Below are 23,475 nucleotides of genomic sequence, written 5' to 3'. Positions count from 1 at the left end.
ATCACCACCATGGCATTTTGATCGTGGTTATAAGGCTTGAAGCGCGGCATGCTGACCACTCCTCGTCTGTTTTCTCGATCCTACCAAAACTTAGCCGTCAGCGGGGTTTTTCTACAGGCTCAACGCCAGGATTAGCTCATCCCGAGACCAGGGCTTGTTCTTTGCCATTCCACACCTTTTTAGTATTTCTTAAGTATTTTGATTGTGGCACGACCCGACGCTATTTGGCATGCGCAACCATCAACTCATCCCAGTTCGTCGTGTAGCGCGGGCTTCGGTTCGCGCAGCGTAGGTGCCAGGGGGCGTTCTTTTCTGGTAGGCCCAGGCGTACCGTTCCCTTGCCCATCTTTTCGTTCAGTGCGTCCATGGTGGTCATCAGCTTTTGGCTGCGTTGGCGTTCCTCTTCCGTTTGCGGTGTGTCCATTAAGCTGAGCTGTTGGCGGTTCTCGTCGATAAGATCGATCAGCATCACGCCCGCTTTCTTATAGCCGTACTTTGGCCGGTAGATCTTGCACAGTGCTTCCTGGGCGGCGTGGAGTATGTCGCGGGTGTCCTGGCTCGGGCGCTCCATTTCCACTGCCAGGCTGGGGGAGTATTGGGGCAGGTCGGGCCGGAAGCGGTCGGTTTTGAGAAACACCAGCACGGCGCGGGCTAGGCTTTTTTGCTCGCGTAGTTTTTCAGCGCCCCGTTGGGCGTGTTGTCGAACAGCGCCTTGTAGATCGCGCAGGTGTGGCGTGGGGCGACCAAAGGAGCGACTAGTCATGATGCGTTTTCGCGGTTCGTTGAAGTCGTTCATTTCCAGGCAACTGATACCGCGCAGCTCCAGCACTGTGCGCTCCATGTTGACCGAGAACTTGCGCCCGGTGAGACATGTCGCCGTAAAGCTCGTAGTTGGAGGAGTGCAATACGATCTCGCCACGCTCGACCAGGTGACGCACCTTGTGGGCCGGCGTGCCCATCTCGATACCCAGCGCTTTCAGCTCTTCCGATCGGGCGATAATACAGCCATCGTTATTAGACATAATGCCCACCGGACGCCCGATCAGCTTGGGATTGAACACCCGTTCGCAGCTAACGTAGAAGTTATTGCAGTCCACCAAGCCAATCATGTTGTCACCATAACCCTTGTTAAATGCTGTTTGTTTATACAGTATTAGCCCCAAGGAAAGCGACAGGCAAACGCTAATGTACGTCGCTTAATGTGGAGCAAGCACGGGGTAAGAGCATGAGAGTGACCTACTTGGGGCCAGCAGTAGTGGGCGTGGAGCACCCAGCGGTGGCCGAAATGGATAGCCGAAAATTTCCGCCCAGCTGCTTTCTGGTGGAAGTAAGCGAGGAGGCGCGCCCAGGCGGGCCATGGATGGAGGGTGATGTGCTGGTGGTGGATGAAGCGCGATCGTTCGGCCACGCCGATTTGGTAGTGGCGGAGGTGGAAGGGGAGTACCGTTTATTCAAAGCCCACAGAGTGGGCAGCCGTTGTCGGTTGCTGCCCCCGGAAGGCGGGCAGGGATATTTCGTCAATGTGCAGCAGTTCAAAGGTGTGGTGGTTAGGCAGGCACGGTGCTGGGCGGTGTAGGTTATTTCTTACAAATTCTATCGACGATGGCTTACATTAAACTGAGCTAATAGTTGTCATAGTGATGGTGTCGCCTAATAGCACGCGTGGCTGATGGCTTCGCCAGAAGGTTGCGGCAATAAAAATCCCTGGCCATGTGGTATGGCTGGGGATTTTTGGTAATTAGCGCTTGGTGCTTAAACAGTGACGGCTCACTCTTCCGTGTTGCGGCGGCCGTAGATGAAGGCGGCTACCATGCCACCTATGTCCATGGCTGTAATAAGCGCAGCAACACCCGCATGATCTAGCAGCAGTGCTAACCCTGCTATGCCAAAACCCGCTAAAGCCACAATGGCGGCTAATATTTGCCCGCGTAAATCACGGGTGGTTTCAGCGCGGACTATGGTCGTTTCTGTGCGGTGGCGGTGTTCGCGTTCGCTATCCGCCCAGTCAATAATTTTGGCTGCTGAGCCAGGTACAATATCTTCATAACCACGTAGGATACTGGGCGGTGGGAGCGGCCCTTGAAAAGCGGCGGTTGTGCGGCGGCTAATGGCAACTGCCACGTCTGTTTTATGGCGTTGTAATAGCTGGGTTAGTGCCTGTTGCTCTTCATCTGACAAGTCTTCCTTGCTTAGCAGAGTGCCAAGCTGGGCTAGCTCTTTCTGGTCTTCGGGCGAATCAGTTTCCTGATCCGCTCCAAGATCTTGAGAAGGGGGGATTTGCTCGCTGTCGTGATCTGTTTGATCAGACTTCTGCGACCCGCTGGCGGGTTGTTGGCTTGATGAAGGTTTGGTCATATCGTTCAACAGCGCGTTCCATGTCTTTGCCAATACGATCCCAGTCAGAGCTGAGACGATCAAGATCAGTTTTATGAGCGTCTATCAAATCACGATAGTTAGTACTGGGCTGGATGTCGATAAGACTACCAACGGCGCGTAGCAGACGCTGACGGCGTGAAGATAATGTCTTCATGGTCTTGGCCTCCTTTTGCAGCCTTTGTGAACCATCGGGACACGGATTATTCCATGTCTTTTGATGTATTTCACTCTGTTATACATATCTATAGTCTGACACTTTAAGTGAACAGCGCAAGGGATATCCGTCACGAAAGGTGTCATTTTGGTGGTTGTTTCGATTAAAACCGTAGGCAACCAAGCCCTGGCCATGGAGTGGCCGGGGCTTGTGGTAGGCGTAACTAAGCGCCTTTGCGTGCCCTAGCCAGTTCGGCCATGGCGACACGCGACAGAAAGCCGGAGCGGGTTTTGTCGCCTGGGTGGCTGGCCACAAAGTCATCAATCTGCTTAACCAGTAGATCGGGCAGGGTAACGTTGATCTTGTGGCTTTTGCCTAGGTACGGGGTGAGGTCGATATCGACCACGGCCCAGATCCAGCCCTCGTAATCTGGGTTGTCCATATGATTTTCGATGCTGGTGGCTTCCGGTATAGGGTCGCCGTAATCCACGGCGACTTCCAGCCATCCTTCGATCGCTTCTTTCACGTTGGTCATGGCTTCTTCAAACGTATCGCCTGCTGAATGGCAGCCGGGTAGGTCGGGAACAGCCACACCATAGGCGTGCTGCTCGTCACCGCGTTCAATGGCAATGGGAAACAACATTCGTGATCTCCTTTGGTGTGGGGCAGCAGTGGCTGGCCTCATAAGAGGCCAGCGCTTTTTCTGATTCCCCTTACCAGCCCTGTTTTTAAATCCTTTTTAGGATGTGGCACGGTTACCGTACCGGGCTTGGCGGGGTGCCTGAAGTGGTGGTGGCTGCCGTTAACTCTGACCAGCTCCCATCCATCCTTCTTCAGTTCTTTTATCAGTGCTCTGCTATCCACCTCCTGCCCCTGTCATATAAGTGTGGGGTTACTATAACTCTGATAGTTTTTTAGGTCAAATTTTATAACCCTGATAACCCCAGTGCTGCTAATTGCCTTTCACCTCACACTTCACTTGCGTCCCAAACCCACCATCATTCAGCGAGTGCGTGACCTCGCTCACCAGCCAGGCAGTGGCATCAATTTGGGGCTTGTAGCCTGCAAGCGTTAGCGGTGTTTCGGGCAGTATGTCTGCTCGGCCGAGGGAGAGCGTTAGCTCAAATTCTGCTAGCCCACGTTGAATGCGTTGCCATTCGGCGCTGGCGTCGGCTTCGGTGGCGTAAGTGGGGCGTAGCTGTTTGGCGTTGTCGCCGCTGCCTGCTAGTACGGTTTTGCGTTCTGCGCCTCTTGTGTCATTCCAGTAGGCTTTTACGCCATCGTAAGCGTCGCGATCGGTAACGCTGTAGCGGTGCTGGTCACCGTCGCGGCGGGTGAGGGTAATGGCGGGCATGGCTTGGCCGCTGGCGGTGAGGCCTTCGCCCGCTACGGTGAACAGCAGGCGCCCGGCTTTGATGGCGGCAATGGCATCGTATCGTTCGCCCAGGCGGGTGAGAAAATTCAAATCCGATTCTTCCGTTTGGTCGATATGGCCAATGCGGATGCCGTTGAGCGCTGCGGCTACCACTGGCTCTAAATTATTGCGGCCGGCGATGGTGCGGACGATCTCCCCAAGCGTTAGATCATGCCAGCTCTGGGTGCGCTTGCCGGGTAGTTGGCCGCGCATATCTGCCGAGCGGGCGCGGATGGTGAGTTGGTCGGGTGTGCCGCTGTGCTGTACTTCATCTACCGTAAAGCTCCCTTTATCAATTAGCCCTTCATCCTGCCAACCAAACGATACGTGCAGCTCGGCGCCGTTTGGGGGAATGGCCAGTTGGCCATCGTGATCGGCCAGGGTGATATCCAGCTGGTCGGCTTCCAGGCCGCGTTGTTCACGTAGGGTGAGGCTGATTAAGCGGCCATTAATGCGTGGGGTGATGTCGGTGCCGCTTAGCGTAATGCGGTAGCTTGGGCGTGGGTAGCGCTGGTTAACGTTCACACATACCCCCCGGCCAGGCGTGCAATGGCGGGTACCACCAAGCTGCCAATCAGGCCGGTGCGTTCGTCGTCGACGTGTTCTAGCGTAAGGATAAATTCGATTTTTTCGGCGGCGCCGTCACGAAAGAAGACGCTGGAGGTTTCCTCTACGCGGGTAACGACCCACAGGCCGTATAGGCGGCCGGTGCCTTCGATCAGTGGCCAGGCGTTGCCCTGGTTGGCCATCTCTCGGATCTGGTCCAGGTTGAATCGCCCACCGGTAAAGCTGGGCAGCAGGGTGCCGGTTAACGTAATGCTATCGGTGCCTGGGCCAGCAAACTGATAAGCGGGCCGTTCCCCCACGCGGGATTGGCTGGGGTGCCGCCATTCGGTAATGCGCTTGAGTTCCTGGTAGGGCAGTGTGCGGGTTTCAAACACGAACATGCCAAGGGCCATTAACATTTTAAGAGCTCCGGTTAGTCGAGGTCGCGCAGTGATGAGCGCCGCCGCGCTTGGGCATCACGCTGGGCGTTGGCCAGGGCGCGCTGTACTTCCTGGGCGACGTATTTGGCCAACTGCTGTTCATTCATGCCGGGGGCGGGGGTGACGTGGATATTGATGCCGCCTTCGATCGTAATCCCGCCGCCAGCCTGTGTGCTGGGCGCGCTGAGCGGTGGGCGGGTATCGAACTGGATAGGTGCCTGATGTTCGATGTGGGGCATCGCCGCTGCGGGTAGCGCAGCAGCACCTAACGCTAACCCGGCGCCTGCGCGGGTAACGCGGCGGGCGATATCCTGAATACGCCTGGCGGGTTCGTTGCGCTGGGCATCTAACCCTTTGTTTAGGCCATCTACGGTGTAGCCGCCTAGCTGGGTGAATACCCGCGAAGGGCTGTTGATATCCAGCACATTGGCGAACCAGCCGCGCACGTTACCTGCCATGCCCGTCACGCGGTCGCGCAGCTCGCCCAGCTTGCCGGTTAGCCCGCCAATCAGGCCGTCCACCATCGCGCTGCCGAGTGAGCGGAACTGGGTGGGGATCTCGACGCCCAATGCGGTGAGCGCGCTGGTAATGCCCTGGTAAAGCAGGCCGAGCGGTGACCAGTTCATCAGCAGCTGCGCTACGCCGCTAATGCCGTTATCGAACGCCTCCTTTACCTGCTGCCACAGGCCTTGAAAAAAAGCTTTGATCGGCTCCCAGTAGCGGTAGATCAGGTAGGCTGCGGCGGCGATCGCGGCAATGGCGATGCCTATGGGGTTGGCGAGGAAGAACATGCTCACCGTGCGGAACACACCGCCCAGCCATAGCATGGCTTTACCTGCCATAAGGATCTGCGGGCCGACCATCGCCATACCAAACCGCACCATAGCGATGGGGCCGAGAATGGAGGCGAGCATCAGCGTTAGCATGCCACCTGCGGTTACCAGTACCGCCAGAATAGCCGCCACTCTGGTGATGGTACCGGCCAGCCGTGGGTTTTCATTGATCCAGCGGCCGACGCCACGGGTAATGGCGGTCACGTTTTGGATAAGATCGCGTAGCGGGCCGTTGTTAGTATCGGTGATGGAGATGCCCACCTCTTCCCAGGCGCTGCGCAGCCCTTTGAGATCGCCACCGATGTTGTCGGCCATGGTTTTGGCCATGCGGGCGTTTTCGCCCATGTTATCGCCCAGGGCATTGATGATCGCGTCTAGCTGGCCGCCACCCATGGCATCCACCAGTTCCGCCATGCCCGAGCCTGCCTCTACGCCGAAGATATCCTGCATGATGGCTTTACGTTCAACGTTGCCCAGGTCGGCGGTGGCCTGGCTGATATCACGCAATATCTCGGGCATGGCGCGCATATTGCCGGTGGCATCGGCTACTTGCAGTCCAATGTTTTCAATGGCAGCGGCCCCCTTGGCGGCGGGGTTAGTGAGCCGGTTCATCATGGTGCGCATGGTGGTGCCCGATTGGCTGCCTTGAATGCCGATGTTGCCAAGCATGCCCGACATGGCGGCGGCTTGTTCCATGGTGAGCTTGAGATCTTCTGCACCGCCCAGGTACTTCATGGTTTCACCGAGCATCTCCAGATTCACGTTGGCTCGGCTAGCCGTGCCGGAGAGGATATCCGCGACGCGGGCCATGGCGCCATCGGCTTCCATATCCACTTTGAATGTCCCGGCAATGTTGGAGGCAATATCCGCTGCGCGGCCTAATTCGGTGTTATTAGCTAACGCCAGGTCGAGTACATCGCGCATGGAGGCGCGGATCGCCTCGCTGCTCATACCGGCGCGAAGTAGAAACTCCTGGCCGCTACCGACTTCACTGGCACTAAAGGCGGTGGAGCCGCCCAGGTCGCGGGATTGTTGGCGTAGGGCCTGGTAGCGCTCATCTTCTGCGGTAAAGCGACCCACGGCCTGCAGCGTGCTCATCTGTTCGGCCCACGCTACCCCGGGGGCCATTAGCCGTGCACCTGCATACAGCGCGGCACCGCCACTTGCCATCATGCCTGCGCCGGTACCGGCCATGCTGTTGCGCAGGTTCATGGTGCGGTCGTACTGGCCTCGTGCCCGCGCTGTGTTGCGCTGCTGTTCTGCCAGGCGTTTTAAGCGGTGACGTTGTTCATCCACCGCGGTGTTGGCTTGTTGTATATCGCTGGAAAGCCGACGCTGATCACGGGCGAGGTGGGCGGTGCTTACCCCGTTATTGTTGAGCGAGGTGCGTAGCCGTTGCAGCTGTTGGCGTTCATTGTCGTAACGTTGGGTAAGCCTGCGGGCCTGGGCGATGGCCTTTTGGCGTTCAGTGGCGAGGGCTGTGGTGTCGCCCTGGTTGGAGCGCATTTGCTGGGAGAGGCGGCGAATGCGCTCTTGTTGCTCGCGTAGTGCCGTGGCGGTGCTGGTGGATTGCCGGGAGAGGTTGCGAAAAGAGCTGACGTCTTTTTGGGTGGTTTGCAGTTGCTTTAGGCGATCGCGATTTTCGCGCATGGCCTGAGACGCGCCTTGGGAGGCGCGGTCAATCGACCGGAGCGGTCGGGTCGCCTGATCAACGGCGTTTAGAATTACCTGCAACCTAAGATTACGCGCCACGCTGGTTCCCGCTTTCCGTTGGTGTGTTGCGCTTACGCGCTCGTTCGCGCCATTCCATTAGCTCGCGCAGGCTGAACATGGCGCAGTCTTCCGGTGACCAGTGAAAGACGATGGCGAGATCCGCCATCGCATCTTCTACTTGGCTTGGGAGGTTTATTCGCTCTCGCCCTTGGCCCGCTTCGTCAGCAAAAAACCGGCGATTTCACCGCCGCACTGGACGAGATCCGCCGGGTCCATCTGGCGCACCTCGGTGGCGGTGAGCGAGGGGTTGGAGAGACGCGGGATCAGGGTGATCAGGGCGTCGGTTTGCATCTGCAGTACATCGGCCAACGATACGCCGCGCAGTTCGCCAGACTTCGGTTTGCGCAGGCGTAGCTCGGTGATCTCGGTATCTCCACGTGTTAGCGGGGTGTCGAGGGAAATGGGTGCAGCGATAGCCTGAGTAACGGTGGCTTTAGTCATGGTGGTGTTCCTGTTGGGTGTTGGGGGTTAAGAGGTTAAGGGCGGGTTCTATACGTGGTTTTTTAAATACCCAAGCGTCGGCGGCGTGCGGCCAGACGGTCTTCGCCGTTGACCTTGAACACGCCGTTGACCAGATCGATCTCGATCTTGGTGGTGCCGTCGATGGTCAGCTTGTAGTAGCTGAGTGTGCTGGTGACCTGGTGCTCGGTGTTTTCGCCGGCCTGGGCTTCACCCATATCGATCTCGGTGTGGCGGCCGCGCATCACTACCTCTACTGAAGAGGCGTCTTCGATATCGTCGCGCTCAAAACTGCCAGTCATGCGCAGCATGTCGGCATCGATGCGGGCACTGCCGAAGTTATCGAACAGGCTTTCGACCAAGCCGCCCACCTTCCATTGGCAGGTGAGCAGGCCGTCTTGGCCCATATCGATACCCACGGCGCCGTCCATACCGCCGCCGCGCCACTCTTCAATTTTGCGGGTGAGGGTGGGCAAGGTGATTGATCCAACAATGCCCTGCCAGCTTTCGCCGTTGCTGAACAGGTTCAGGTCTTTGAGCTTTTTGGGGAGTGCCATGGAGTCTCTCGCTAATCCGTTCAGGCGGTGGCCGCGACGCGCTCGGCGAAGTCGGCCAGATAGGAATCGGTGATGCGCTGCTGAAAACCGAGGTCTTCCAGCGGCGGTACCGGCGTGTAGTCGTAGTCGATGCGTAGCTTGCCGCCCTTGAGCGAGGTCTGGGTGTTGAGCTCTTCGTTTAACCAGGCGCTTGCATCGACAATCAGCCCCAGGGTTTTTAGCTCGCGGAACTTGGCGTTCAGCCCTTCGATGATGTCCCGAGCGAGTGACGCGTGCAGGGGCAGATCCACCGCCCAGAGGTGCGCTTCGGCCACGGTGTCGGCGAGGATCTGCGCGGTGCGGGTGTAGTTCTCAAACGGGAACAGGCTTTCCGGCCCGGCGCAGGTGCGCGAGCCCCAGAAGCGGTAGCCGCTTTGGTTGACCAGGGTGGTGACATCGGCGGCGTTAAGCAGGCCAGCATCGGTGGTGGGGGATTGCAGATCCCAGAACACATCTTTATTGATGCCAGTGACACCGTTCACGGCCACGTTGCTGAGGGTTTTGTTCCAGCCCACGGTTTGATCCAGCTTGGCGCGTAGGCCCAGGGCAACCGCTATTGGGCTGATATCCACTGTTTTGGCGTCGTCGGTATCAAACGCTAGCCACTGGGGCCAGATCACCATCAGCTCACGGGCACCAAACTTATCGCGGTAGGCCAGCACATCGGTAATAGTGTCGCAGTCGTGGGCGTACACGTAACCAAAGGCGCGCAACTGCTCCAGCACCGGCACCATGGCGGTGGCCACCGGTTGGGTATCCAGATAAGGCACGCCAATAATGCGTGGTGTCACGCCCAGCTTCTGCTTGGCGGTCAGCAGCGCTTGCAGCCCGGTGCGCTGGCCTAGCTCAGTAGTGGTGCCAATCACATTGGCGGTGGTTTCTTCGGCATCGTCGCCTTCTTCTACTCGCACCACCACGATGATGGGCTTGGCCTGCTGGCCAATGGCGGTGAGGGTGTCTTTCAGCGTGCCTTGGGTGCCCGCTTTGCCAATGGCGGTGTCCACATTGGTGACCAGCGCGGGCTGGTTGAGGGGAAAGGTGGCGGCATCCGCATCCGGTGCGGTGCAGACCACGCCAATAACGGCGGTGGAGACCGTGCGGATAGTACGTGTGCCGTCATTAACTTCCGCAACGCGTACGCCGTGGTGGTATTGATCGAGTGCCATGGTGGCTCCTGCGCAGGTTCACTGTTCGAGTAACGAAAAGGGTGAATTCACGCAGGTATCGTGCGGGGGCTGGGGGGAGGGTGGTAGCGGTGGTGGGTGTGGATGGGGTGGTTTACACCCTGGGGTGTGAGCGGGCATAAAAAAGCCCGCCGGTGAGGCGGGCTGTCAGTTTTTTTAGAAGGGAAAATGCCCGAACAAAAACGTGAAAATGATGGTGACTGCAATCACTATCGCGGCAAGCATGTTCATAACGGTACTCCTTTTTTTGATGGGTGAGCCGTGATTTTCCCATGCTTGTGCTTGTTTCCTCCGACCCCGGCGATGCCCTTAAGGGCATCCTGGACGACATTCACCAAAAAAGCTGCTCGATTTTTTCTCGATCCCCGTCCAGTAGTGCCGCTTGCAACATATCTTTCAATTCCCAGCTGTGCTGGTAGATATCTTCAATGTGACCCAGTGCCGCCAACGTAAGCGAGTCGATCTCTGTTGCGGTTAGCTCACGATTGACGTTTTTCAGACCGCGAAACGTGAGCGTGGAATCTGGCTGGCCAGCAGCAATAAGGCGTTGGGCCTGGGCGGAGAGGCCCAGCAGATTGATTTGATCTTCGGGGCGGGTTTGTACCACGTCGATCTCACCGTTGAAGTCGTATTCCAGGCCCGCCGCGAACGCGGCATCGCGGGCGGCGTCTAGCTCACGGCGTTTTCGCTCGGCCAGGTCGCGTAAATTTTCGGGCGGGAGAGGTACCCACTTTGGTCGCCCTTCTGGATCGCTGCCTAGCTCGTGGCCCTCCGGTGGTAAGCTTTGAAAGGTCTCCCACTCATCAGGAGTAATCTCGATAAGGTCGTTTGGCCAGTTACCGGCAGTAACGTAACTGGTCTTGAACTCTTCAGGGTAAAAGCCATTTTCAGTAGCGCTATATAGCATGTTTAAATCCCCAGCGCGGTGACATAGATGGTTTTATTGGTATCAGCATTGTTGCGCACAATGACCGATGAGCGGCCGTTAAAGGCAAACGAGCAGCTGTTGTTTTCGTGCGCGGCATTCGCCGTGCGGTACACCGCGAGGCCAATGCAAAACACTTCTGAGGGATAGGTGATAGGGAAGTTGAGTGTTTGTGACTGACCGGCGGCGATAGCGTTGGTGAAGGACCACTGAAATAAAAGGCCGCCCGGCAGGCGTTGGTAACCGCGAGCGCTATGTGATGCGGATGGGCCTAGAAAGGCTCCGTGGAGCGTTTCCGGGGTAACGAATCCGCCATCGTTCACGCCATCTCTTGTGTTTCCAAACGCTGCCTGTTTAACAGTATGAGTGTGGGTGCTGCCACTGGCATTGTTATTCGTATCATGGCCAATGGTACCTGGGGTTCCCATACTGATTGTGCGATTACCGGCAAGGTTGCCGCCCCCCGCGAGTCCATTGCCTGCGGTAATACTCCGATCGGGCTGAACGGCGCTATCTGCTTTGCCAAGGCTCGTAATGGTTGCGCCATCCAGTGATATCGTTCGGTTGGCTGTAAGATTTCCGCCACCTGTCAGGCCGTTTCCAGCGTTGATCTGGCGTGACGTTTCGACAGGGTTTAGATTGCCTGTATTGTATTGCTCTACCCAATCCCCCCAACCGTTATTGTACCAGCGCGTATATAGTCGCGGACTTGAGCCACGAGCGAAAAACATCATCTCAGTTGTATCACTATTATACTGAGCAACCAGCACTACGCCCGTGGCATTTAGCGGGGTATTTGATACCCCTGACGTAACACGGTATATCCCACTAGGTATAAGAGAGGGATCTGCGTTTATGTTGCTACGTGGATAATCTGGTTGCATCCACGGCTCTCCCAGGCCGAATGCACCCACTTCCATTAGTTCCCCGCGGCTACTCCCCACGGGTAATCGTGCCATTGATACCAAACCGCTCGATAAATCCGAGGCGTTCAGGTTGCCACTAAAAGAATCCGCAGCTACTGACATGTTTGCGAATTCTACTCCTTCCACCCCCCCTATAGGGTTGAATTGCAGTCTACCGTTTCCTGCCGTGGTGATTGTTACATTAGTCCCCAGGTCGCCTCGACGTAAGGATAAGTGCTGATTGAATCCTGCATTAGAGATGTTGACTCCACCAGTAAAGCGCTTTTCTCCAGATATGCTTTGGCTGCCCGTTGTCCTTATGACTGTGCCGTCAACGCTGATAGTACGGTTACTCGATAAATTACCGCCTCCCGTGAGACCATCGCCAGTAGTGATTACCCTTTCGGTTTCGACCGGGGAGAGGTTGCCGTTGTGGTAGAGTTCCTGCCAGTCTCCCCATGCTCCTGTATTAGCATTACCACTTCTGTAATAGATATGTGCCGCGCTGCCATTTCTAAAAAACCATTGGATATCTTGATTGTTAAATGATCTTTTTAAATGGAACAACATGCCAGTGTGGATCGCATTACCTAGCGGGCCATTAACCCACTCGCCTGCAATTGTGTAGAAACCCGATGGTATATCGCTAAAGTTAAAATCGTTCGAAAATCGATTGCCTGGATTCACTGCGCGATCACCCAATCCGAACGCGCCAACGGCCATTACGTCATGTGTATTTTCGCCGACACCCCTGGTCGCGGCGGCCCCTAATCCAAGATTGTTTCGAGCAGTGGCAGCGTTAGTTAAATCGCTGAGGTTCTGACTACGCTGGACATACCGTCCATCGTGATCACCGCTCTGGCGGTGATCGTTCATGGCCTTTGCCTGCAGCACCGTCGTGGTGCTGGTCGAGGTTCGGCTGGCGGTGGTGCTCATGGTGGCGGAGGCACCGAGGCCGAGGTTGCTGCGCGCCTGGCCTGGGCTTGGTATATCACTGAGGTTCTGGCTTTTGGCCAAACGAGTGTTGGCGTTGTCGTTGGCGGCCTTCACCGCGCGAGGGGTGGCGGCCTGGTTCTGCGCGTTGCTCTCGGTCGAGTTGCTGAGCGTGACTACCCCTGGGGTGGTGAGGCTGGCGGGCGGGTTGCTGAAGGAGATGTCGCCGAAGCTCAGGTGGGCGGCATCGATGTCGGCCAGCACGATGTCGGTGGTGAGCAGCAGCGTGGTGGGGCCGGACTTTTCGATGATGGGCTCTGCCTGGCTGTAGACCGCCAGCAGGGTGCCGTGTTCGGTGATGAGTCCGAAGCCATGCACGGTGTAGGCGTGGCTGCTTTCGTCCTTGACGGTCACGCTGATGGTATCCGGGGCGACGGTTTCCCCGGCGATGCTGCTGAGCCGACGGCTTTCATGGGGTAGCGCGGAGAGGCCCTTGGTGGGGGTGAAGGGCTGTGCGCTGAGGGCGACGTGGGTGATGGCCACCGGGGCGGTGCCGGTGTGGTTGGCGTTGATCAGTTCGGCACGCCCAGCGTCGGTGATGATGATGTTGAACGCCATGTCATTCCTCGAATTGTAAGCGGCGGTAGATGGCCGGTCGGGTGGTGCCACAGGTGCCGATGGCGCCGGTGGCGGCAATGCCTGCGACCAGGTTGAAATGGCTGCGCACGGGCTTGACGCGCATGACCTCCTGCACGATGTCTTCCTGGAGTTCGGCGGCGTAGTTGTCGTCTCGAATGGTGAGGGTCAGCTCGAAGGTGTGGGGCGTGCCCTTCGGTTCGGTTTGCCACCATTCACGGATCGCGACCCCGGCACCAAATGACTCCACCACGCGGCGCACGGATTGGGCGGTGCCTCGGCGGCGGTGGATTTCCACGGCCTGGCGGATGCGTTCGCGCTTGATGCGTTCGGGCCAGTAGGCTTTCCAGGCGGCCACGCCCAGTGTCCACGCTAACCAGGGCAGCAGGTGGGCGGGGCAGGTGTCGGGGTTCCATAGGTCACGCAGCGGGGTCGGTACCTGGGTGATGCGGGCGGTGGTGCTGGCCGTGCTGCGTTCCAGATGCGTGGCGTTGGGGGGTAGCAGGCTGGGGTCACTCATCGATGCCCCCGTCGGTCAGGTGGATGTGAGTACAGTAGGCGGCCTGCTGTCGGTTGACCGTGAGTGTGGCCGTGGGGCTGGCCAGCTCGACGCGCTGCACGCCGGGGCGGTGCAGCGCGGCGTAAAACCCGGAGAGGGTGATGTCCTTGCCTAGCCGGTGCTGTTCGTTGGCGTAGTGCTGAGCCATTTGCTGGGCTTCGGCCAGAACGACCTGGCTATCGGGGCCAGGGTAGAAGTAAAGCGTGGCGGCAATGGCGTAGGGCAGAATCTCAGCACTCTGCACGATGACGTAATCGGTCAGAGGGCGCACGTGCTCGGCGTTGACGGCCTGTTCGACGGCCGTGAGCAGCGAGGCGGAGGCACTGCCGTTGCCTTCGCGGGCCAGTACCGTGACCACGACTTCGCCGGGCTGCGGGCTGGTGGCACTGGCATCCAGAACGCCCCCGGCGGCGGAGAGTGCATGGTAGATGTAAGCCCCTTCTGGCCCGGCAGTAGAGAGCCCCTGGAGCGATAGCAAAATGCGGCGGCGAAAGTCGGCGTCTTTTTCGTACTCGGCGGGTTGAGGGGGAATGGCGTTGGGGGCGCCGGACGTTATAAGCAGCCGCCGTACATTGAACAACGCGCCCAACTGGTCGAGGTCTTCGTGGGTGGCATACGCCAGCATGACGGCCTGTGCGGCTTCATTGACGCGTTGGCGCACCAGCATCTCCCGATATGCGGCGACCTCCAATACCTTATAAATCGGGTCGGACTCGGCGGGCACATCAAACGCGGGATAACGTGAGATGAGGTCGGCGAGCAGCTCGGCAAAAATAGCCTCAAAGTCGATGGCTTCTACAACGGTGGGTACCGGTAATTGAGAGAGGTCAATGGCAATGCTCATGTCACGGGTACCTCTAGCGTTACGCTTTCACCGCTATCCACACGGCGGGCGGTGATGATCAGATCGAAACGGCCAGGGCGCTGGGTAGAAACCTGGCGAGTGATTTGCTGAACGCGAATGCGTGGCTCCCATTTCATCAGGGCCACTACCGTGGCGGAGTAAGCACGTAGTGCCGTGGGGCCGTTCAAAGGCTGGTCGATCAGTTCTGGCAGCAGCGAGCCGTACTCCCGGCGCATCACCCGGGAGCCAAGCGGGGTGGTGAGGATGTCCGCCACCGATTGCTGGATATGGGCCAGCGAATCTAGCCGGCGGCCGGTGTGTGCGTTCATGCCTGCCATTAGATGGGCCCTTGGGTATTGGCGGGGCCGGGCTGAATACCACCGTGAACATGGTCATGGCCGACATTCTTACCGTTGTGATTTAGCCCGCCGCCTTGCTGGGCGTAGCCGCCTTCGCGGTTGAGTTCACCGGTGTGTTGAATGTTGCCCTGCCAGGTGGTGCCGCCTGGGGCGACGATCTCGATTGAGCCGGGTAGATGAATCCGCAGCACACTATTAGCGTGGTCGTACTCAAACAGCCCTTGATCGGGAAACAGCCTTTGCCATAGGTCTGCGCTGTTGGCCGGGGCGGGGTGGGCGTTTGAGAACAAGCCGCTAAGCACGACCCCAGCAGCCGGATCACCCCCGGGTGAAAAGAGGATCACCTGCTCGCCTTGTGTGGGCGGGTCCCAATCCCGCGTGGTACCTGCGTGGCCTTCAATCCAGGGCAGCCAATCGGTCAGTAGTTCACCTGCCTTCACACGCACGCGGGCAGCGTTATGATCCACCTCGGCGATGGTGCCGAGGCGGATCAGGTTGTGCAGCAGGCGGAGGAGTTCGGGAATGTTCATAGCCGCTATCCTGCGGCGGCGCTGGGCGAAGGCGAAGCGGCGGCGGGTGTGAGTGGGGCTATTTACACCGAAGGGGCTACTTGCGTCGGTGTAAACTGTGGTTTACATTAAGACTATGAAGATGATTAGCGAAACCGACACTTATTCGGACTGGTTCAATAAATTGCGAGACCGCAGGGCCAAGGCAAAAATCCTGGCCCGGCTGCGCCGCGTTGAATTGGGGAATTTCGGGGATTGTGAGCCGGTGGGGGAAGGCGTCTCGGAATTGAGGATTCACTACGGGCCGGGTTATCGCGTCTACTTTGTTCAACGGGGTTACGAGCTGGTTATTTTGCTGGCCGGCGGTGATAAATCCAGCCAGGCAAAAGATATTGATATCGCGAAGCAGTTAGCACGCGATTTGAAGGAGGCACCATGAGCACACTGCGTAAATGGGATGTCGTTGACCATCTAAATACCGAAGAGGATATGGCTTTGTACTTTGAAGCCTGCCTTGAAGAGGGCGACGCTGCCCTTGTGGCGGCAGCGCTTGGCGATATTGCCCGCGCCCGTGGTATGGCACAACTTGCCCGTGATACTGGGTTGACTCGCGAAGGGCTGTACAAGGCGCTTTCTGCTGATGGAAACCCGAGTTTTGCAACGATTATGAAGGTCACAAAAGCCCTTGGCTTTACGTTACATGCTGAAGCGTCTTAACGCTTAAGGGTTAACGACACCATGTGAAAATGCCCCACCGTTTACGGTGGGGCATTTTGTTTGGGGTGAAGGCGTTTCAATGTAGACGAGGCTGAAGCCTTGATTGATAACGTTGGGCAATTGCCGCTCCATCTACCACATGACCATAGAGCCGCTTTCCAGCAGGCGAGCCAAGCTGGGTAAGGGCATCGTATAGATGGTAGTGGCGGTAGAGTTCACGGATCTGCAACATGTGGTGACATAGCGATTTCAGATTAACGTAATCGGCTTCATCCGGCGTATCGGGCAGGGGGAGGGGAGCGTCCACCGGGGTGCATGGAGAGGCCGGTAGCCATTCGCCTTCCAGGGCATAAGCGGCAATAAATTGGCGAGCGGCATCCAGTTGGCTGGCGGGGATGTCTTCGCCGCGGCTAACACCGAAGGCTTTGCGTACCTGTGACCAGAGGTGTGAGCGAGTGCGCTGTTGAGTAGCTTTTGGGTAGCGGCGTAACCGACCCTCTACCACGGCAGCCAAACAGTGGAACCCATCGGTACCAATCGTCTGGCCGATCAGGGTATTCATTCTGCCTTCGGCATCACGGTAATGGCCGTGCTTACGTATGGCGGGCAGGACTTCATCACACACCCAAGACTCAAAGCGTAGCGCTTCTTCTTTACGGCTCTTGATGATTAGGCGGTATAGGTTGCCTTCGTTGATGAAGGTCATTGCTTGCGAGCGCCGAGCCCGAGATGTGATGTCGCGTTTCGCTACATCAGATTTCACAGAAGGAGTATCGTATTTTTCTATACTTTCTGTACGGCAATGCTTTGCAAGTGCATCGCGAGAGTTACGATAACCAAGGATGTGGCAAATATCAGAAGCACAAAACCACGGCTGGTCATCAATCAGTAGGGTACGCACTTCGCGAGTCTCGAAGCGGAAGGGCAGAATTTCGGCAGTTGCAGTGCTATGATTCATGGGCAGTTCCTTTCATAGAGGTTGGGGCTGTGTTCTGAAGCCCTTGGCGTGGCAGCGCCGAGGGCTTCTTCTTTCGAGGTTTCTGCTTGCTGTTCACGGTGTATGGCCGCTTCTATCAAATTATTGATGATCCAGTTCAAGCTCCGGTCTTCCTGAGCTGCTTTCCTTTTTAACCATTCCTTGGTGGGTTCCTTAACGCGAAGCGGAAAGGGGGCTCTTTGATGACGTTCAGACATGTGGGCTCCTATCAATACTTGTGGATTCATTTTGATATCCACTTAATGTGGATGTCAAGTGGATTCTTTGACTCAAATAGAATCCACGTGCAATCTGATAATGTTTTTTGGAGGAAATAGCGTGACAGATAGACATCAAACGAAGCCCTATCCGCTGCGAATGCCGGAGAAGCTGCGGCAAGCACTGCAAAAAACAGCAGAGCAAAATCACCGCTCATTAAATGCTGAAATACTTGCGCGTCTGGAGGAAAGCTTTGATGACTATCTCGTGGCTGGTCATCGACTAAGCGCCGAGATATCTCCGGAAGAAGCTGCCGATTGGAAAGAGCGTGTTCTGGCTGTTGAAGAAGCCGTTAGGGCATTTGTTGGCAGCCGCTCGCTCTCGGAGCCGATAGATTCGGAATCAGAGTCCAAGCCTGACAAGTAAAAAAGCTGGTACGCACAATATGTGTACCAGATCTGAAAAATAGATCTCTACTCCTCTCCCAAATGCCTAAGCACCGACTCCATAACCATCTCACGATCCAGCGTGGTAAAACCGAGTAGTTCCCGCTGGGCGTACTCCACGCGGGGGCCGTCGCGGCTAACGCGATCCATCAGGCCACGCTGGTGAGTGGTGGCGATGCGGGCGACATTACCGAAAAAGCCCACCACGGCGGTGTCGCCCTGGGTGGTGGCCTTGAGCCACTTGGCGGTGGAGAGTTTGCTGAACATGGCCCGGCGGCGGATGCTGCCTTGCTTGGCCCGAAACGATTGCGGCTTACGCGGGGCGTAGGGCGTGCCATCCGGGTTGGTTTGGGCGCGAATGCGGTCACGCTGTCGGCGGCGAAGATCCCGGGCCACGTTGCGGGTTAATGCCCTGCGCTGTTTAACATCCAGCTTGGCGAGTAGCGGGCCAACCCACTCTTCCAACGCCTGCATATTATCAGCCATGCGGGCCTTCCCACTCGGCGACCAGCGTGTAATCCGCCTGGGCCTCGCTATCACGAATTAGCAGCTGCCAGCGCGTGTCGGGGCAGCCTGTCGTAGGAAAACGGGGCAAGGCGTGGTCGACCCGGATCTCTCCCGCTGCGCAGTCCACTTTTGCCAGTACCCGTTCGGTCAGTTTGACCCGCAGGGCGACATCCACGGCGTTGTGGCTGAGGATCTCGGCTTCGAAGCTGATGGCTTCCGTGGGGTCGGCATCCGGTTGGTATTCGGCCAGCCACTGCAACAGGGGCACCATGATGGTGTCGAGATCCGCACTAAAGTCGGTGAGCACTAGTTGGGCGGTGAACTGGTACTCATGAGAAAAATTGTGGCCACGGTGAAATTCGATGCTGCCTTCTTCTACAAAGGTGAGCAGCCGTTCGGGATCGTTGGCAAGCGCGGGCACCGCGTTCATCAGGTGGGCGCGTAGCAGGTGCAGCTTTTTCATGGGGGCTCCTGTTCATCTGCGGTGGCGTGGCAGGCGATAACGGCGTCGACCTCGGCGGCGCACTGTGCCCAGGCGGCTTCGGTGCGTTCCAACTGTAGGTGCATTTCACCGTTAGTGGTCGGTTGGCTGGCCGGGAGGGTGCAGGGGCTCGGCGTCGCGCACTGATTGATGGTAAGCAGCGGCGCCGGTGACGGCGGGGCGCTTGCGCAACCGGCTAACAGCATCAGGCAGGCGAGTGTTAGCCCAAGCGCGCAGGGTGTCGTTTTCACGGTGTAGCTCCTCGATGGTGGTGAGGCGGTTGGCGGCGGTGCGGGTGAGGGCTGCCTGCTGCTGAGCGAGGGCACGGCGCTGGCTTTCTTGGCGGCGGGCGTTTGCCCATAGGGCGTTGATGACCACCTGGTGTTGCGCTTCGCGCTGCAGGGATTCGGCCAGCTGCTGTTCGGCGAGGTCGGCGCGGGCCTCGGCAGCATTCGTGCGCTGCCAGAGCGCCCAGGTGACCACGATCACCAGCGCTAAAATAATCAGCGCGGCGAGTAGGCGGTTCATGGTGTGAGCTCCTGATCTACTCGTTTCTCTAGCTCTTTCTCAAGCCCTGCCAGGCAGAGTTCTTTTTCAGTGGCACGGCGTTTCACCAGGCCGTTTAACCGTTTGCCACCGGCATGAACCCAGCGGGATAGCTCATGGCAGGCACCGCGAACATCACCGGCATTAAGCTTGCGTAGCAGGGTGGAGCGGGCAAAGTTGCCTTCCCCCACGTTGTAAACGAAGGATGCCAACGCGGCACGGGTAGGTGGGGGAAGGTCAACACGGGCGCGCCGATCAACTGCGGCAAAGGCAATGCCGAGATCCGCCTGCAGTAGTTCAGTGCAGCGTTCCTGGCTAAGGGTTTGCCCCATGCGTACGGTGGCGGTGTGTCCATAGCAAATCGTGGGAATACCCACAGGATCACGGTAGGCGGTGGGGCGATAACCTTCGTAATAAGAGACCACCGCGGTGGCGATACTTAAGGCACCGGCAGTGGCACCAATGGCAATGCGGCTTTTAAGACTCATGGCGACGACCCCAATATTCTCGAATACGTTTTAGGTAGCGCGGTACTAACAGGCCAATTTGCAGTGCTAGATAGAGCAGGGTGAGTAAGGTCACCCAGTCAGCAGGCGTCATGCCGCCTACATGCAGCAGCGAGACCACGGCCGGCGGGGCGACCTTGACGCTTTCGGTAGTGATTTCGAAGGAGTGGCTCATGCGGGCCTCAATGGATAAACGTGTCAATCCCACAACTGCACGGTGGGCGCGCGTTGGGGGGAGTGCGTGATGGCGGGCAGGTTGATCGGCGTGCCGTGGGGCAACAAAGGCCCTTTTTCGGCAAGCCCGGGGTTGGCAGCCAGTACCTGTTCGGTTATGCCCTGCGTGTAGCCGTAAACCCGGTAGCAAAGGGCATCCAGGGTGTCGTTTTGCTGAGCGCGGACAGTCGTGATCCGGGTGCTCATATCAGCTCAACGGTACTGTGCGGCCGGCCTTCGATCTCACTTATCGCCCAGGCGGCATCGCGGCGGTAACCGTCGGCGGGGTCTTGCAGGCGTTCGCCGCGTTCCCGGCCGCTGTTGGTGGCGTCATAATCCGCGTAGCGGTCCAGCAGGTTGGCGTGGGCGGTGGAGTAAACGGCGCGCAGGTAGAGAACGTTAAACACTTCCGGCACTTGCCAAACGGGAATGGGCAGCGCTTCCATGGTGGGGTAGCCAGCGTCGACTTTGGCCTGCTGCCAGTGACGCAGTACCCGGTTGACCGTGGCCATGGCGGCGAGCAGAGCGCTTTCAATGCGGGCGCTGGTGATGGTGCTATCCAGCCGGTGGCGTTCACGGAAGTCGCCGGGCTGAATGTCCGGCCAGAATCCGTTGTTTTGAATTGCCTGTTCAGCCGTTTCGCTAGACGGGGTGCCTGCGGAGATAAAGCTGCTCATCATGGTTCCTGGTAGCGGATAAACGTTTTTCGCGCGGGGTCGGGCGCGATGAATAAGAAGGGGGTGGGCGGCAGGCAAATTTAACGCCTGGCTCTCATGTCGCGCCCCCTGACGTCGGCGGTCGACTCGGTTAGCTGTCAGCCTTTGGCTGCGCAGCGTTTTGTTTCATTTCTCGTTCCAGGCGTTCGAGGTCTTTCTTCACGCCAATGCGGTCGTTGAGTGACAGGGCGCGTTCTAGATTGACCTGGGCATCTTCTAACTGGCCGGTGGCACGGCAGGCGTAGCCCAGCGCTTTGTGCAGCTTTGCGCGTATCTGGTCGTGCATATCGGCATCGCGGGTGAGTAATTCCACGTCGATCAGTTGGGTAAGCAGGGCGGTGGTATCGGCACCTTCTTCATCCAACTGCTTAAGCGCTTGCTCGGCGATTTCTTCGGCAATGATGGCGGCTGTTCCGCGTTCGAATTGATCTGGCGGCGTAAGGCCGTGCTTGATCGCGTATTTGGCGATCGCAATAGCACCGGCAAGGTCTCCGGCATCGATTCGCCAGAGCATAATGCGCATTAGCACATCGTCCTGGGCACCTTGGCCGGCTTCCAATACGCCAGCCACGTAGTCGGTGTAGTTGGGCAGGATCTCGCGTTTGATCTCGGCCTTGCGCTCCATGGATTGGGTGGATTTGAGACGGCGGTAGTCTTCAAACAGCGCGGCTTGCATAAGCTCGTAAGCTTCGCCTTGCATGGGTTGGGTGCCCGCATCAGCGGCCGCTTGGGCGGCGCTGACGCGTTCAAAGTGACGGCGGATAGAACTCGTCATGCTTTATTCCCCTGCCGGTTCGTCGGTGGGTACGTTTTCTCGCGTGATGTCCTCGATCAGGCAGCCAAACCCATAGTCTTCAATGACGTAGGCATCGTTCGAGGATTCGTAGTTTTCGACGCGTTTGCGCTCTGGTTTATCTTTGAGATAGCGGCGTCGTGAGCCTTCCTGCCAATAGATCGACAGGTTCTCGAAAGAGGTGATGAAGATGCCTTTTTCCAGCATGAAGGGGGCTTGATAGCTGTTTAAGCCGCCAATTCGTTTTGCCGCCATGATCATGTCCAGCGCACGGCTTTCAGTTGGCTGCTCATATTTATTGACCTTGGGTAGGTACTCTTCGGTCATGAGTGTCCGGCCAACGATCGCTACCAGATCTGTTGAATCGCGGTGCCAGGGCTCAATCATTGTATTTACGGCTTCTAACACAAGCGCATCGAGATTTTTAAATTCTCGACCCTTACCAATCACGTGGCCGCCGGTAACACGTGCAGGTGAGTGGTTACGGTATTTCTGCAGCCAGCCAATGTTGACGTCTTGTAGCAGTGGGTTGGCCGCTCTATCTGTCTGTTTGGCGGCTGTTTTACCGTTAAAGCCGATCATGAGACGGTCGAGTGCCTGCTGCTTGATAATGGCGTCGCGAATACGTGCTTGAAAATCCGGGAACTTTGCCCAGGCGTCGAGCTTTGCCCAGGTCAGGTAGGTATCGTATTCAGTGGATTCACAACGATACTCATGGTTGTCCATTGTGGTGGGATCAATAGGACTACGATCTCGCTGAGTGACATCAGTGCGGGCGGCAATAGGGCCGTTGATGCCTAAGCCAAGCTTTTGGCCGACAAGATCGCGTACCCCAATCACATTGACTCGGCTGAGAAAGTCGCTGGAATCTTGGATCTTGGTTTCCAACGTTTGCTGCACACTCGGCTCGATATCGAACGAGGAGTAAGCATTCTCAGCCCCATTGAGGCGTGCCAGGCGCTGGCCGTATTTGTTGAAGAGCTTGCGAGTTTCTGTACGCATAGTGAGGGGCGTCTCTTAGCAGTCGGTTTCGATGGAGCCGTCGTTGCCAGTGGCGGGAGTGCGCGGCGAGCGATTGGGGGTGGTGTCGAGCTGGGTGTAGAGCGCGTCGAACTCTTCTTTCAGCGTTTCGTGGGCGCGTTTGAGCTCTGCAAAGGCGGCCTGGGTGGGGCGCTTTTTAAGTGCTTCGCTGAGTGCCTGGTGTTTTTCCACGAAAAGGCCGAGGGTCTCTTCCAGATCGGCGCGGAAAGCTGCAAAGCCAGCTTCCGTTTTGGCGTCCTGTTTTTTGAAAAGCGCCTTGACGCGATCGGCCAGGGACGGGCCTTTGTCTTGTGGTGCTTCTTCCTCGCTGAATGAGAGCTCGGTTTCGATAGCTTCAGAGAAGAGGTTTTCCGGGCGCTGCTTGCGGGCGGCCAGCGGGGAGTTTTTACCCTCGGACGCGCTGAACTTGAGCATGGAAGTGCCCAGCGAGGCGGGTGAGTCCGTCACCGCCAGCCCTACCAGATAGGCTTCGCCAGAGTCGGCAAAGTCGAGATCAATCTCCATGGAGGTGTAGATTTTTTGCCGTTTCTCGACCATCGCTTTTAGCTCATCGGTCGGGTCGATCTCGGCGTATAGGCCCAGCTTGCCGTCGTCGCCTTTTTCGGTTTTGAGCGCGGTGACATCGCCGTAGGCTTTGAAGGGGCCATCCGGCAGCATGCCTTTGATGTGTTCCATATTGACCCGGCAGCCGTAGTTGTCGGGGTCGAAATTAGCGGCCATTTGAGTTAGCCATTCGGCGCTGATGGTGCGGCCATCGGTGGTTGCGCCTTCTTTTGCGATGCGGTGCCAGGGCATGAGCGGGCCTCGGTGTGTGGGTTGGGCGTTTGGCTGCGGTCAGGTTCCCCGCACACGCGGCTTGGCTCAATGAG

36 protein-coding genes are annotated in these 23,475 nt (G+C 57.7%); 4 read left to right on the top strand and 32 right to left on the bottom strand.

All coding sequences use genetic code 11. From position 1 onward, the window contains the following. Positions 1 to 220: 220 nt before the first annotated feature. Both HP566_RS21760 and HP566_RS21755 read right to left on the bottom strand, forming a co-directional pair. Entirely contained in the window at positions 221 to 763 is a 543-nt protein-coding gene (locus HP566_RS21760; protein WP_340163075.1) for a DUF4113 domain-containing protein, read from the bottom strand. Continuing rightward, the gene (locus HP566_RS21755) at positions 756 to 1,109 is read right to left on the bottom strand and encodes a hypothetical protein (RefSeq protein WP_340163074.1); all 354 of its coding nucleotides are present in this window, start codon (positions 1,107 to 1,109) and stop codon (positions 756 to 758) included. The genes HP566_RS21760 and HP566_RS21755 overlap by 8 nt, the downstream gene beginning before the upstream one ends. 116 nt (positions 1,110 to 1,225) lie before the next feature. On the opposite strand from HP566_RS21755, the gene HP566_RS12625 reads away from it, so the two are divergent. Further along, the gene (locus tag HP566_RS12625; protein ID WP_249977621.1) at positions 1,226 to 1,576 is read left to right on the top strand and encodes a hypothetical protein; all 351 of its coding nucleotides are present in this window, start codon (positions 1,226 to 1,228) and stop codon (positions 1,574 to 1,576) included. Positions 1,577 to 1,767: 191 nt separating this feature from the next. On the opposite strand, the gene HP566_RS12620 is transcribed toward HP566_RS12625, so the two are convergent. The 17 genes from HP566_RS12620 to HP566_RS12540 all read right to left on the bottom strand — a co-directional run bounded on the left by HP566_RS12620 (position 1,768) and on the right by HP566_RS12540 (position 15,466). Then, complete coding sequence (locus HP566_RS12620) at positions 1,768 to 2,355, bottom strand: DUF2335 domain-containing protein (RefSeq protein ID WP_249977622.1); 588 nt, start codon at positions 2,353 to 2,355, stop codon at positions 1,768 to 1,770. Beyond that, positions 2,303 to 2,530 (bottom strand): hypothetical protein, encoded by a 228-nt coding sequence (locus HP566_RS12615; protein ID WP_249977620.1) that lies wholly within the window; start codon positions 2,528 to 2,530, stop codon positions 2,303 to 2,305. The genes HP566_RS12620 and HP566_RS12615 overlap by 53 nt, the downstream gene beginning before the upstream one ends. Positions 2,531 to 2,753: 223 nt before the next feature. Continuing rightward, a complete protein-coding gene (locus HP566_RS12610; protein WP_249977619.1) occupies positions 2,754 to 3,173 on the bottom strand; it encodes a type II toxin-antitoxin system HicB family antitoxin in 420 nt (139 codons plus the stop codon). 38 nt (positions 3,174 to 3,211) lie between these two features. Then, entirely contained in the window at positions 3,212 to 3,394 is a 183-nt protein-coding gene (locus HP566_RS12605) for a type II toxin-antitoxin system HicA family toxin (protein ID WP_249977618.1), read from the bottom strand. Positions 3,395 to 3,482: 88 nt separating this feature from the next. Continuing rightward, positions 3,483 to 4,469: a phage late control D family protein gene (locus HP566_RS12600; protein WP_249977617.1), complete on the bottom strand. Its 987-nt coding sequence runs from the start codon at positions 4,467 to 4,469 to the stop codon at positions 3,483 to 3,485. Continuing rightward, the gene (locus HP566_RS12595; RefSeq protein ID WP_249977616.1) at positions 4,466 to 4,909 is read right to left on the bottom strand and encodes a phage tail protein; all 444 of its coding nucleotides are present in this window, start codon (positions 4,907 to 4,909) and stop codon (positions 4,466 to 4,468) included. Before HP566_RS12595 ends, HP566_RS12600 begins: the two co-directional genes overlap by 4 nt. 14 nt (positions 4,910 to 4,923) lie before the next feature. After that, on the bottom strand, positions 4,924 to 7,515 hold the full coding sequence (locus HP566_RS12590) for a phage tail tape measure protein (protein ID WP_249977615.1): 2,592 nt from the start codon (positions 7,513 to 7,515) through the stop codon (positions 4,924 to 4,926). Then, on the bottom strand, positions 7,505 to 7,642 hold the full coding sequence (locus HP566_RS12585) for a GpE family phage tail protein (RefSeq protein ID WP_249977614.1): 138 nt from the start codon (positions 7,640 to 7,642) through the stop codon (positions 7,505 to 7,507). The genes HP566_RS12590 and HP566_RS12585 overlap by 11 nt, the downstream gene beginning before the upstream one ends. 26 nt (positions 7,643 to 7,668) lie before the next feature. Further along, entirely contained in the window at positions 7,669 to 7,977 is a 309-nt protein-coding gene (locus HP566_RS12580; protein WP_249977613.1) for a phage tail assembly protein, read from the bottom strand. A 62-nt stretch (positions 7,978 to 8,039) separates the two neighbouring features. Continuing rightward, a complete protein-coding gene (locus HP566_RS12575) occupies positions 8,040 to 8,552 on the bottom strand; it encodes a phage major tail tube protein (RefSeq protein ID WP_249977612.1) in 513 nt (170 codons plus the stop codon). Between the two features lie 20 nt (positions 8,553 to 8,572). Continuing rightward, positions 8,573 to 9,757, bottom strand: coding sequence for a phage tail sheath protein (locus tag HP566_RS12570; protein WP_249977611.1), 1,185 nt, complete (start codon positions 9,755 to 9,757; stop codon positions 8,573 to 8,575). A 349-nt stretch (positions 9,758 to 10,106) separates the two neighbouring features. After that, positions 10,107 to 10,682, bottom strand: coding sequence for a tail fiber assembly protein (locus HP566_RS12565; protein WP_249977610.1), 576 nt, complete (start codon positions 10,680 to 10,682; stop codon positions 10,107 to 10,109). A 2-nt stretch (positions 10,683 to 10,684) separates the two neighbouring features. Beyond that, positions 10,685 to 13,156: a tail fiber protein gene (locus tag HP566_RS12560; RefSeq protein WP_249977609.1), complete on the bottom strand. Its 2,472-nt coding sequence runs from the start codon at positions 13,154 to 13,156 to the stop codon at positions 10,685 to 10,687. Position 13,157: 1 nt separating this feature from the next. Continuing rightward, entirely contained in the window at positions 13,158 to 13,694 is a 537-nt protein-coding gene (locus tag HP566_RS12555) for a phage tail protein I (RefSeq protein WP_249977608.1), read from the bottom strand. Further along, positions 13,687 to 14,577: a baseplate assembly protein gene (locus HP566_RS12550; RefSeq protein WP_249977607.1), complete on the bottom strand. Its 891-nt coding sequence runs from the start codon at positions 14,575 to 14,577 to the stop codon at positions 13,687 to 13,689. The genes HP566_RS12555 and HP566_RS12550 overlap by 8 nt, the downstream gene beginning before the upstream one ends. Then, complete coding sequence (locus HP566_RS12545) at positions 14,574 to 14,915, bottom strand: GPW/gp25 family protein (protein ID WP_249977606.1); 342 nt, start codon at positions 14,913 to 14,915, stop codon at positions 14,574 to 14,576. The genes HP566_RS12550 and HP566_RS12545 overlap by 4 nt, the downstream gene beginning before the upstream one ends. After that, on the bottom strand, positions 14,915 to 15,466 hold the full coding sequence (locus HP566_RS12540) for a phage baseplate assembly protein V (RefSeq protein WP_249977605.1): 552 nt from the start codon (positions 15,464 to 15,466) through the stop codon (positions 14,915 to 14,917). The genes HP566_RS12545 and HP566_RS12540 overlap by 1 nt, the downstream gene beginning before the upstream one ends. 121 nt (positions 15,467 to 15,587) lie before the next feature. Between HP566_RS12540 and HP566_RS12535 the strand changes: the two genes are divergently transcribed. Then, positions 15,588 to 15,884, top strand: coding sequence for a type II toxin-antitoxin system RelE/ParE family toxin (locus HP566_RS12535; RefSeq protein ID WP_425348195.1), 297 nt, complete (start codon positions 15,588 to 15,590; stop codon positions 15,882 to 15,884). Further along, positions 15,881 to 16,162, top strand: a complete 282-nt coding sequence (locus HP566_RS12530; protein ID WP_249977603.1) for an addiction module antidote protein — start codon at positions 15,881 to 15,883, stop codon at positions 16,160 to 16,162. The genes HP566_RS12535 and HP566_RS12530 overlap by 4 nt, the downstream gene beginning before the upstream one ends. 76 nt (positions 16,163 to 16,238) lie before the next feature. Here the strand turns inward: HP566_RS12530 and HP566_RS12525 are convergent, their stop codons facing one another. Further along, positions 16,239 to 17,120: a BRO family protein gene (locus HP566_RS12525; protein WP_249977602.1), complete on the bottom strand. Its 882-nt coding sequence runs from the start codon at positions 17,118 to 17,120 to the stop codon at positions 16,239 to 16,241. Next, positions 17,117 to 17,356: a CopG family ribbon-helix-helix protein gene (locus tag HP566_RS12520; protein ID WP_249977601.1), complete on the bottom strand. Its 240-nt coding sequence runs from the start codon at positions 17,354 to 17,356 to the stop codon at positions 17,117 to 17,119. The genes HP566_RS12525 and HP566_RS12520 overlap by 4 nt, the downstream gene beginning before the upstream one ends. Positions 17,357 to 17,477: 121 nt before the next feature. Between HP566_RS12520 and HP566_RS12515 the strand changes: the two genes are divergently transcribed. Continuing rightward, positions 17,478 to 17,783: an Arc family DNA-binding protein gene (locus HP566_RS12515; protein WP_249977600.1), complete on the top strand. Its 306-nt coding sequence runs from the start codon at positions 17,478 to 17,480 to the stop codon at positions 17,781 to 17,783. A gap of 47 nt (positions 17,784 to 17,830) precedes the next feature. Here the strand turns inward: HP566_RS12515 and HP566_RS12510 are convergent, their stop codons facing one another. From HP566_RS12510 to HP566_RS12465, 11 genes are all read right to left on the bottom strand, one after another. Next, positions 17,831 to 18,289, bottom strand: coding sequence for a phage virion morphogenesis protein (locus tag HP566_RS12510; RefSeq protein WP_249977599.1), 459 nt, complete (start codon positions 18,287 to 18,289; stop codon positions 17,831 to 17,833). Then, positions 18,282 to 18,773 carry a phage tail protein gene (locus tag HP566_RS12505; protein ID WP_249977598.1) on the bottom strand — a complete coding sequence of 164 codons (492 nt, stop codon included), beginning with the start codon at positions 18,771 to 18,773 and terminating at the stop codon, positions 18,282 to 18,284. Before HP566_RS12505 ends, HP566_RS12510 begins: the two co-directional genes overlap by 8 nt. Then, complete coding sequence (lysC, locus tag HP566_RS21880) at positions 18,770 to 18,994, bottom strand: Rz1-like lysis system protein LysC (protein ID WP_425348196.1); 225 nt, start codon at positions 18,992 to 18,994, stop codon at positions 18,770 to 18,772. The genes HP566_RS12505 and lysC overlap by 4 nt, the downstream gene beginning before the upstream one ends. Then, positions 18,885 to 19,319 carry an Rz-like lysis system protein LysB gene (lysB, locus tag HP566_RS12500; RefSeq protein ID WP_249977597.1) on the bottom strand — a complete coding sequence of 145 codons (435 nt, stop codon included), beginning with the start codon at positions 19,317 to 19,319 and terminating at the stop codon, positions 18,885 to 18,887. The genes lysC and lysB overlap by 110 nt, the downstream gene beginning before the upstream one ends. Further along, positions 19,316 to 19,825, bottom strand: a complete 510-nt coding sequence (locus tag HP566_RS12495) for a lysozyme (protein ID WP_249977596.1) — start codon at positions 19,823 to 19,825, stop codon at positions 19,316 to 19,318. Before HP566_RS12495 ends, lysB begins: the two co-directional genes overlap by 4 nt. Continuing rightward, positions 19,815 to 20,018, bottom strand: a complete 204-nt coding sequence (locus tag HP566_RS12490) for a hypothetical protein (protein ID WP_249977595.1) — start codon at positions 20,016 to 20,018, stop codon at positions 19,815 to 19,817. The genes HP566_RS12495 and HP566_RS12490 overlap by 11 nt, the downstream gene beginning before the upstream one ends. A gap of 23 nt (positions 20,019 to 20,041) precedes the next feature. Next, positions 20,042 to 20,263: a tail protein X gene (locus HP566_RS12485; protein WP_249977594.1), complete on the bottom strand. Its 222-nt coding sequence runs from the start codon at positions 20,261 to 20,263 to the stop codon at positions 20,042 to 20,044. Continuing rightward, positions 20,260 to 20,733: a head completion/stabilization protein gene (locus HP566_RS12480; protein WP_249977593.1), complete on the bottom strand. Its 474-nt coding sequence runs from the start codon at positions 20,731 to 20,733 to the stop codon at positions 20,260 to 20,262. Before HP566_RS12480 ends, HP566_RS12485 begins: the two co-directional genes overlap by 4 nt. Before the next feature lie 130 nt (positions 20,734 to 20,863). Beyond that, on the bottom strand, positions 20,864 to 21,547 hold the full coding sequence (gpM, locus tag HP566_RS12475; protein WP_249977592.1) for a phage terminase small subunit: 684 nt from the start codon (positions 21,545 to 21,547) through the stop codon (positions 20,864 to 20,866). 3 nt (positions 21,548 to 21,550) lie between these two features. Further along, positions 21,551 to 22,567 carry a phage major capsid protein, P2 family gene (locus HP566_RS12470; protein WP_249977591.1) on the bottom strand — a complete coding sequence of 339 codons (1,017 nt, stop codon included), beginning with the start codon at positions 22,565 to 22,567 and terminating at the stop codon, positions 21,551 to 21,553. A 15-nt stretch (positions 22,568 to 22,582) separates the two neighbouring features. Next, positions 22,583 to 23,401 carry a GPO family capsid scaffolding protein gene (locus tag HP566_RS12465; protein WP_249977590.1) on the bottom strand — a complete coding sequence of 273 codons (819 nt, stop codon included), beginning with the start codon at positions 23,399 to 23,401 and terminating at the stop codon, positions 22,583 to 22,585. Positions 23,402 to 23,475 lie beyond the last annotated feature (74 nt).

It is taken from the genome of Vreelandella olivaria, from assembly GCF_023507745.1.
Classification (GTDB): domain Bacteria; phylum Pseudomonadota; class Gammaproteobacteria; order Pseudomonadales; family Halomonadaceae; genus Vreelandella; species Vreelandella olivaria_A.
The sequence above is the reverse complement of the archived record's forward strand: the minus strand, read 5'-3'. Positions and strand labels throughout refer to the sequence as shown.